Source organism: Streptomyces sp. NPDC050743, from assembly GCF_044456925.1.
Classification (GTDB): Bacteria; Actinomycetota; Actinomycetes; order Streptomycetales; family Streptomycetaceae; genus Streptomyces.
This window is the reverse complement of the sequence record NZ_JBITGJ010000214.1, coordinates 1-6550: the sequence shown is the minus strand read 5'-3', so window position 1 is coordinate 6550 and position 6550 is coordinate 1. Positions and strand designations below refer to the sequence as shown.

The following is a 6550-nucleotide window of genomic DNA, read 5'->3' as shown; positions in this document are numbered from 1 at the left end:
CGGAACATCCTGCACCTGTATCGGATCGGCCACGTCATCACGGAGATCCCGGCCGCCGGAAGGCGCGGTCGCAGGGCGGGTAAAACCGTCAAGCCCGTCGCCGAAAGGTAGACGGGAATCCCCTTCCCGAGCTTGCGAAGGGAGGGGAGAACTTCAAGAACCCGCCCTGCGCGCCCGCCACCTCCCGGAGACCGACGGCCGCACCGGCCGCCCCTTCCTCTTCCGGCGCAACCATGTGCTGACCACCTGTCTGCGCCGCCCCTGGCCCGTCGTCCTGCGGGCCGGCACCGACCTGGCCGCGGCGGCCGCGGCGGGCCGTCCCGGTGCGCGCCGTGCCCTGAAGGAGACCTTGCTACGGCTCCCGGCCACCCTGGCCCGCCGTCACACCCTGCCCCCGCACGTCGAACACGCCGCCCGCCTGCTCGACCGGCAGGCGGCCGGACGCCCGTAGGAAGGCCCCCCCCGCGATGACCGGGACCAGGCCCGACGACCGTACGACCGTCGTCGTGATCACCCACGACCGCCGCGCCGAACTGCTGCGCACCCTCGCGCTGCTGCGCCGGCTGCCCGAAAGCCCCCGCGTGATCGTCACCGACAACGCCTCGGCCGACGGCACCGCCGAGGCCGTCGCCCGCGACTTCCCCGAGGTGACGCTGCTGCGTCCGCACCGCAACCTGGGGGCCGTCGGCCGCAACCTCGCCGTCCGGCACGTGCGCACGCCCTACGTCGCCTTCTGCGACGACGACACCTGGTGGGAGCCCGGCAGCCTGCGGCGCGCCGCCGACCTGCTCGATGCCCGGCCCCGGCTCGCCGCCCTCACCGCGCGGATCGTGGTCGAACCGGACGGCACCGAGGATCCCGTCGTACGGGAGCTGCGCGAGTCCCCGCTGCGCGGACCCGACTGGCTCCCCGGACCGGCCCTCGGCTCCTTCCTCGCCGGCGCCACCGTGCTGCGCACCGACGCCTTCCGGGCCGGCGGCGGCTTCCATCCCGGCCTGTGGCTCGGCGGCGAGGAGGAACTGCTCGCCTGCGACCTGCTGCGACAGGGCTGGTGGCTCGCCTACGCCGAGGACCTCACCGTCCACCACCGGGCCTCCCGGCTGCGCGACAGCACGGCCCGCCGGGTCCTCGGGATCCGCAACACCCTGTGGTTCACCTGGCTGCGGCGCCCCTTGCTGCCCGCGCTGCGCCGCACCGGGCATCTGATGCGCACCGTGCCCCGGGACATCGCCTCAGCGCGCGCCTTCGCCCACGCCACCGCCGGGCTGCCATGGGTGCTGCGCCAGCGCGACCCGGTGCCGCCCGAGCTGGAGCAGCGGCTGGCGGCGCTGGAGAGGGCCCGCCGAACCTCACTCGCCCGGCGGTATGTCGGCTGACCCGCCCCGATGCGACACGCCCTTGGAGAATCGTTGCGTCACGCGTGGGGCGGGGGCAGAGTGAACATCCCGGTCAAGAAGCGGCTGGCTGATCCTTCTGCGCCCAGGAAGCCCGATGCCCATGGAAAAAGGTCAGCAGTCCCGCGCCCGGGTCCGCCCCGGCGGCCCGGCCCCGCTGCTCCTGCAGACCGTGCACGAGCACCGGCCCGAGGCCGGCACCGTCAGCGTCCTGAAGGCCCGGGGCACCGTCGACGCCACCAACGCGATGGAGTTCTCCGAGACGCTCGCCGAGCACATCGCCCAGGCCGAGCGGGCCGACGCACACGCCGTGCTGGACATGACCGAGGTGTATCTCGCCTGCGCGGCCGCGGTGCGGGCCGTGGACCGGGCCACCGGGGTCCTGGCCTTCTCCGGCCGCGCCCTGCCCGTCGTACAGCCCCGGCCCCATGTGCGGGAGGCGCTGCGCGCGGCGGGACTGCCGGGCGTACGGGTGCACGCCACCATGGCGTCCGCCGTGAACTCCCTGGAGGCCCGCAAGCGGGCCGGCCCACGGCCCGGCGGCACCGGTTGGTGAGCACACCGGCCCGCCCCGGCCGGCGCGGTGGAGGGCGCGGCCGAGGGCCGCGCCCCTACTGTGCACACAGGTCAGGAAGAGGCCGCCCGAGTTCGTCGCGCCGTCTTGTCCGGGTGATGCCATGAATCCCTCCTCCGACCCCTCCGCCGCCCCGGCGCCGCTCGTCATCGAGTCCTCCGTGGTCGACGGGCTGCCCGCCGAGGCCGCACTGCTGCTGCGCATGTCCGGCAGCCTCGACGCCGCAGGCGCCCAAGCCTGGTCGGCGGAGCTGCGCGGCCACCTCGAACAGGCGGACCGCGCGGGGCTGCGGCCCGTCCTGGACATGGCCCATGTGCAGCTCGGCGGCGCCGCGGTGCTGCACACGCTCAGCGAGGCGACCCGGGCACGCACCGGACGCCCGGACCTGATCATCGTCCGGGCCCGGCCCGGGGTGCGCGAGGCGGTGCACCTCGCCCGGCTGCACGGCGTCCAGCTCTACGCCACCCTCGACGAGGCGATGCGGGAGCTGGCCCGGGCCGCCTCCCGGGTCGATGAGCTGCCGGCCTGGCGGTCGCAGATGGCGGACCCGCTGCGGCCGAGCTACGAGGACCTGAGCAAGGAGGTGCGCGCGCTGCGCGCCCGGGTGCGTACGGCGCCGGTCATCGGCATGGCCCAGGGCGTGCTCATGGTCCGCTACGGGCTGCCGGACTCCGGCACCGCCTTCCGGGCGCTGCGCGACGCCTCCCAGCGGTTCAACGTGCCGTTGCGCGTCCTCGTCTCCGCCGTGGTCGTGGCCCGGCCGCCCGATGGCGAGGTGTGGTTCCCGGGCCGCCGCTCCCTGCCCGTGCCGCCGCTGCGGATCCTGGCCCGCGACGGCCGCGACCCCCGCTACCGGCGGCAGATGATCGACGCCGTGCTGCACGAGGCGCTGGCCATCGGGCGGGCGCCGGCCGGGTACGTACGGTTCGTGGACCCGGCCGTGAACGCACTCATGCTGGAGACCCACTACGGCTGCACGGACACGTTTCTCGACCTGCTCGTGCGCGGCCGGGACGAGGGCACGGCCGACGCGCTCGCCCGGCTGCGCGGACGCCGGGTGAGCGTGCCCGACGTGTCCGCCGACGCGCTGCTCTCCGAGGAGGCCCGGCGTGTCCTGCTGAGCACGGGCACCGGCGCGCTGCAGAGCGTTCCCGTGCTGTCCTCGGCCGGCTCCTGCACCGGCGTGATCACGCTGCAGTGGCCGGACGGCGGGCACCGGCCGACCGCCGCCCAGGCCGAGGCCCTCGGTCTGCTGGCCTCCGACACGGCGTCCTGGCTGAGCTGGTACCACCGCACGGTGCTTCTGGACGCCCTCGAACACCTCCACCGGACGGTGACCGGCTCAGCCGCGCCCGTCGAGGACGGAGCGGGTGACCGGTGCCGGCCTGGGAACCCGGAGCCCGTAGGCACCAGGCACCACCCGGAGGGAGTCCGGCGCATGTCGAATCCGCAGCAGCCCGAACAGCGGCGCAGTGACAAGGGCGGCGCCACCCCGCAGGACAGTGGCCAGATGAAGGCCCGGCAGCAAGCCGAGCGCGCCGCGGGCGGCCGCCCGCACGGCTCGGACAAGGGCGAGAAGGGCGGCGGCGAAGGCGGAGGCGTGCCTCCGGCGCAGCGGCCGGAGCACCCCTGACCGCACGGATCACAGCTCGGGGCGCATGGTCCTATCCCGGGTGCGGGGAGCGCTCACCACGCCGCAGGCACTAACCTCACCGGTATGCGGATCTCCGTCTCCTCCGACATGGACGAACCCGTGGCCCGTTCGCTCGTCGAAGACCTTCGGCGGCGCGGCCACGACGTGCGGACCCACGGCGCGCTGCGGCCCGGGGCCGACGCACAGTGGGCGGCCTGCTCGGAGGCGGCCGCCCGGGACGTGGCCGAGGGCGTCGCCGATCAGGCTGTGGTGTGCTGCTGGACCGGCACGGGTGCCTCCATCGCGGCCAACAAGGTGCCCGGCGTGCGCGCGGCACTGTGCACGGACGCCGTCACGGCGGACGGCGCGCGCCGCTGGAACGACGCCAACGTCCTCGCGTTGAGCCTGCGCCTGACCTCCGGACCGTTGCTGAAGGAGATCCTCGACGCCTGGTTCGCCGGTGAGCCCAGCGAGGACCCCGAGGACCGGCAGAACGTGGCCCGCGTCGGCCGCCTGGACGCCGCCCGGAATTCCTAGGGGCGTACGGCTGGCCGGCGCGGGCCGGCAGGAGTGTCGCGGTGTTCGGGTTCGGTGGTCGATCGGGTGTCGAGCGGGTGGGGAAGTCGGTCGTTCGGCGGATGGGAGTCAGTGGGCGCCGAGTCCGCCGCCGCCGAAGGAGCCGCTGGAACCCCGGCTCCAGCGCGGACGCTCCTTCGTCTCGCTCGGCCGGGAGTCCTGGTTCCTCAGGTCGTACGGGGTGAGCGGCCGGCCGCCCTTTGGGGTCTCGGGGACCTCCTCGTAGTCCCTGTTCTGCCGCACCTCGCGCACCGGGCCGTCCGGCGGCAGCTTGGGCTGTTCCTCGGGCCGCGGCCGAGGGGACTCGCGGTACTTGACGCGGGAGGTCATCCAGAAGCCGCCGGCGAGCAGCGCCAGGACGCCCACGGCCACGACGAACAGGACGAGGCTCATGAGGCCGCTCGCTGCGGCCAGCTGCATCGATGCGGTATCCATAGAACAGGAATACCCCGGTCAGAACCGGACGAACCGGACACTGTCCGTGACTGGTGGCGAACGCATGGCGACGCCGCCCTCCCGGACACGCGTACCGGGGCGCGATCCGGTGCGGCACGGTGGTTTGTGGGCCTGCGCCCCGGCTACCCGCACGGTGTGACAACGCCTACTTCACAGCAGCTCTACCGGTTCCTGGAGGACCGATTCGCCTGTGCCCAGGCGTGCACGGAGTGCGCCCGGGCCTGCGCGGTGCGCGCGAGCCTGGTCGACCCGGACGGCACCGAGCGCCATGAGCGGGTGCGCAGGCTGGGCATCATGTGCGCCGAGGTGTGCGACGCGACGTGCCACGTGCTGTGCGAGGAGAGCCGGCAGGACGAGGGCGAGATCCGGGTCCGGCTGGAGTGGTGCCGCTCGGTCTGCCTGGAGTGCGCCCGCGCCTTCGACGAGCAGCCCGGCGCCGAGTCGGCGGCGGCCACCTGCCGGTCCTGCGCCGACGCCTGCTCGGAGTTCCTGCACAGCCTGGTGTGACCGTCGGCGGAATTCCCCCGGGGCTCGTCATTCCCTATTTCTGAAACACGTTCTACGGTGTGCGCCGTCAGGACCGCCCTTGGGGAGCCTGGAGGCGCCGTGCACCTCGACCACACGCCCGAGCAGCAGCGACTGCGCGCCGACCTGCGCGCCTACTTCGCACAGCTGGTCCCGGACAACGCCTACGCCCGATACGCCGACCCGATCGCGCAGAAGCGGTTCTACCGCGCAACCATCCGCCGGCTCGGCACCGACGGCTGGCTCGGCGTCGGCTGGCCCGAGGAGTACGGCGGGCGCGGCATGACGGCGATGGAGCAGTTCATTTTTTTCGACGAGGCCGCGCAGGCCGGCGTACCGCTGCCGCTGATGGCGCTGAACACGGTCGGCCCGACGCTCATGCGGTACGGCACCGAGGAGCAGAAGGCCTACTTCCTGCCGCGCATCCTCTCCGGCGAGATCGACTTCGCGATCGGCTACAGCGAGCCCGACGCCGGCACCGACCTCGCCGCCCTGAAGACCAGGGCCGTACGGGACGGGGACGAGTACGTGGTCAACGGCCAGAAGATCTGGACGACGAACGGCGACACCGCCGACTGGGTCTGGCTGGCCACCCGCACCGACCCCGCCGCCCCGCCGCACAAGGGCATCACCATGCTGCTGGTGCCGACCTCCGACCCGGGCTACTCCTGCACCGTCATCAACACGCTCGCCTCGCACGACACCACCGCCAGCTACTACGAGAGCATCCGCGTCCCGGTCTCCCGCCGCGTCGGCGAGGAGAACCAGGGCTGGCGGCTGATCACCAACCAGCTCAACCACGAACGCGTCACCCTCGCCGCGCACGGCACCATGGCCATCCGCGCCCTGCACGACGTGCAGCGCTGGGCCATGGAGACCAAGCTCGCCGACGGCCGCCGGGTCGCCGACCTGCCCTGGGTGCGCCGGCTGCTCGCCCGCACCCACACCCGGCTCGACGCGCTGAAGCTGCTCAACTGGCAGATGGTCAGCGCCGTCGAGAACGGCACGCTCACCCCGCAGGACGCCTCGGCCGTCAAGGTCTACGGCTCCGAGGCCCGCCGGGTCGCCTACGCCTGGCTCATGGAGATCGTCGCGGCCGCGGGCCCGCTGAAGGAGGGCTCGGCGGGCGCCGTCCTGCACGGCGAACTCGAGCGCGGCTACCGCTCGGCGGTCATCTTCACCTTCGGCGGCGGCAACAACGAGATCCAGCGCGAGATCATCTCCTGGATCGGCCTGGGGATGCCGAGGGTGCGGCGGTAGCGTCTCTAATCAGCTAAGCGATCCCATGTGAACCGTAAGGTCCAGCGTGGGTTCTGCCCACTTTGGTGGGGAAGCATGAGCGTGCAGGTGGAAGCCTGCGCCCAGTGCTGCTCCTCGCGGCTTGTGGCCGGT

Annotated in this window: 8 protein-coding genes; 7 read left to right on the top strand and 1 reads right to left on the bottom strand. The window is 73.3% G+C overall.

The features are described 5' to 3' along the window. Positions 1 to 235: 235 nt before the first annotated feature. From ACIBJF_RS51275 to ACIBJF_RS51255, 5 genes are all read left to right on the top strand, one after another. Positions 236 to 451 (top strand): hypothetical protein, encoded by a 216-nt coding sequence (locus ACIBJF_RS51275; protein WP_399184775.1) that lies wholly within the window; start codon positions 236 to 238, stop codon positions 449 to 451. Between the two features lie 16 nt (positions 452 to 467). Beyond that, complete coding sequence (locus ACIBJF_RS51270) at positions 468 to 1376, top strand: glycosyltransferase family 2 protein (RefSeq protein ID WP_399184774.1); 909 nt, start codon at positions 468 to 470, stop codon at positions 1374 to 1376. 115 nt (positions 1377 to 1491) lie between these two features. Then, on the top strand, positions 1492 to 1950 hold the full coding sequence (locus tag ACIBJF_RS51265) for an STAS domain-containing protein (protein WP_399184773.1): 459 nt from the start codon (positions 1492 to 1494) through the stop codon (positions 1948 to 1950). A 121-nt stretch (positions 1951 to 2071) separates the two neighbouring features. Beyond that, positions 2072 to 3601 carry an ANTAR domain-containing protein gene (locus ACIBJF_RS51260; protein WP_399184772.1) on the top strand — a complete coding sequence of 510 codons (1530 nt, stop codon included), beginning with the start codon at positions 2072 to 2074 and terminating at the stop codon, positions 3599 to 3601. Between the two features lie 84 nt (positions 3602 to 3685). Further along, on the top strand, positions 3686 to 4138 hold the full coding sequence (locus tag ACIBJF_RS51255; RefSeq protein ID WP_399184771.1) for an RpiB/LacA/LacB family sugar-phosphate isomerase: 453 nt from the start codon (positions 3686 to 3688) through the stop codon (positions 4136 to 4138). A 108-nt stretch (positions 4139 to 4246) separates the two neighbouring features. Here ACIBJF_RS51255 and ACIBJF_RS51250 read toward each other — a convergent pair whose 3' ends face one another. Then, on the bottom strand, positions 4247 to 4612 hold the full coding sequence (locus tag ACIBJF_RS51250) for a DUF6479 family protein (RefSeq protein WP_399184770.1): 366 nt from the start codon (positions 4610 to 4612) through the stop codon (positions 4247 to 4249). A gap of 156 nt (positions 4613 to 4768) precedes the next feature. Here ACIBJF_RS51250 and ACIBJF_RS51245 point away from each other — a divergent pair, with 156 nt between their 5' ends. Continuing rightward, complete coding sequence (locus tag ACIBJF_RS51245) at positions 4769 to 5140, top strand: ferredoxin (RefSeq protein WP_366487203.1); 372 nt, start codon at positions 4769 to 4771, stop codon at positions 5138 to 5140. A gap of 99 nt (positions 5141 to 5239) precedes the next feature. After that, on the top strand, positions 5240 to 6418 hold the full coding sequence (locus tag ACIBJF_RS51240; RefSeq protein WP_399184769.1) for an acyl-CoA dehydrogenase family protein: 1179 nt from the start codon (positions 5240 to 5242) through the stop codon (positions 6416 to 6418). Positions 6419 to 6550 lie beyond the last annotated feature (132 nt).